General features: G+C 44.7%; 2 protein-coding genes. Both read right to left on the bottom strand.

The annotated features are described in order from the left end of the window. Window positions 1-504 precede the first annotated feature (504 nt). Window positions 505-669, bottom strand: a complete 165-nt coding sequence (locus F6K53_RS43550; RefSeq protein WP_293086976.1) for a type II toxin-antitoxin system HicA family toxin — start codon at window positions 667-669, stop codon at window positions 505-507. Between the two features lie 14 nt (window positions 670-683). Continuing rightward, the gene (locus F6K53_RS43545; protein ID WP_293086973.1) at window positions 684-1064 is read right to left on the bottom strand and encodes a hypothetical protein; all 381 of its coding nucleotides are present in this window, start codon (window positions 1062-1064) and stop codon (window positions 684-686) included. Between the last annotated feature and the right edge of the window lie 177 nt (window positions 1065-1241).

Genomic DNA, 1241 nt, shown 5'->3' with positions numbered 1-1241 from the left:
GCTTCTAATTCTGAGTTAAGGGATAACTACCTTTGTCATCGACCTACTTTCCTCCCAACCTTTGCTTCTTAGCTGCATTCTAGCAAAGTGTGGGGGTGCGTTACTAAAGCATTTCCTCAACCCACCGGACAAGTCGCGTACGCACTATTGGGTCAATGTATATTATCCGCAACAATCGGATAAGCGATCGCTAGCCAACGCCCTTCGGGCTAATCGCCTTTGGCGCGGCTGAGGCCTTTGGCCACGCTGCGCGAACGCCGATCGCACTCACCACCTCAATTCAATCCTAGGTTGGGTTGACGGAACGGAAACCCAACAACATCAGACCGCCACACCAATTAAATTGTAGGTTCTATTTTGTAGCGAGCAGATACCCGGCTCTTGGGTCGAAGACGTTGTGTTGAGGGGAATTATGTTGGGTTTCATTCTTTGCCCCATTACCTACAAGCGATCGCATAGGACAGAGATCACCTTTCCAACCCGCGAGCACTATTTTATTCGCATTTAATTTTCTTGTGTCAGGCTTTTGATAATCTTTTTAGCCAATCGCTCATTAATTTCTCGATGCCTTGGAATTGGTTCCATTTGTCCGTTATTTGGGTTATGGTAAATATCGTGTTTCCCACCATGTCGAATCAAATAGCAACCGGAGTTTTCTAAGTAGGCAATTAAATCGCGTCAAATCATGCAAGCGCAAGTTCTGCGACTCTCTTAATTCCGGGAATTTCTTCACTAGTAAATGTTCTATAGAGATCAGCTAAGTTCTCTTTTAATTCTTCACGATCAACCCCTTGTGTCCAATGATCTGGAAATTCATTCAAATAGCCCAAGAACATCCCATCCGCTTCTTTCCAATATGTATATGTAATTTTCATATATTTTACCCTATGTTCGCGCTTCGATACTATCAGCGGTGCGACCCCGGTCGGGTTTCCCGACAAGCGTGAACGCGCACCAAGAGAAATGATTTTCTTTTCTTTGTCAGACGCGCAAACGGTTTTACTGACCGACAATAAGTAACCTCTTAATTTTAACCAATCCCCATCAGTGTACGCAATCCCCACCCGATCGGCTTCGCCGATCGCACTTCACCAAATCATCAAGATAGAAGCAGGAGAATAAACTGAACGGGCTTCATCGCCTTTTTGGAAATCAATTTATCCAAAAATCCGTTCATAGGTTGGTAATTGTTTAGCCATATTTCCCTTAAAAGCTGGTCAAAGGCTTTTGCTCCCCGCTCG

This window comes from Moorena sp. SIO4A1, from assembly GCF_010672065.1.
Taxonomy (GTDB): Bacteria; Cyanobacteriota; Cyanobacteriia; order Cyanobacteriales; family Coleofasciculaceae; genus Moorena.
The sequence above is the reverse complement of the archived record's forward strand: the minus strand, read 5'-3'. Positions and strand labels throughout refer to the sequence as shown.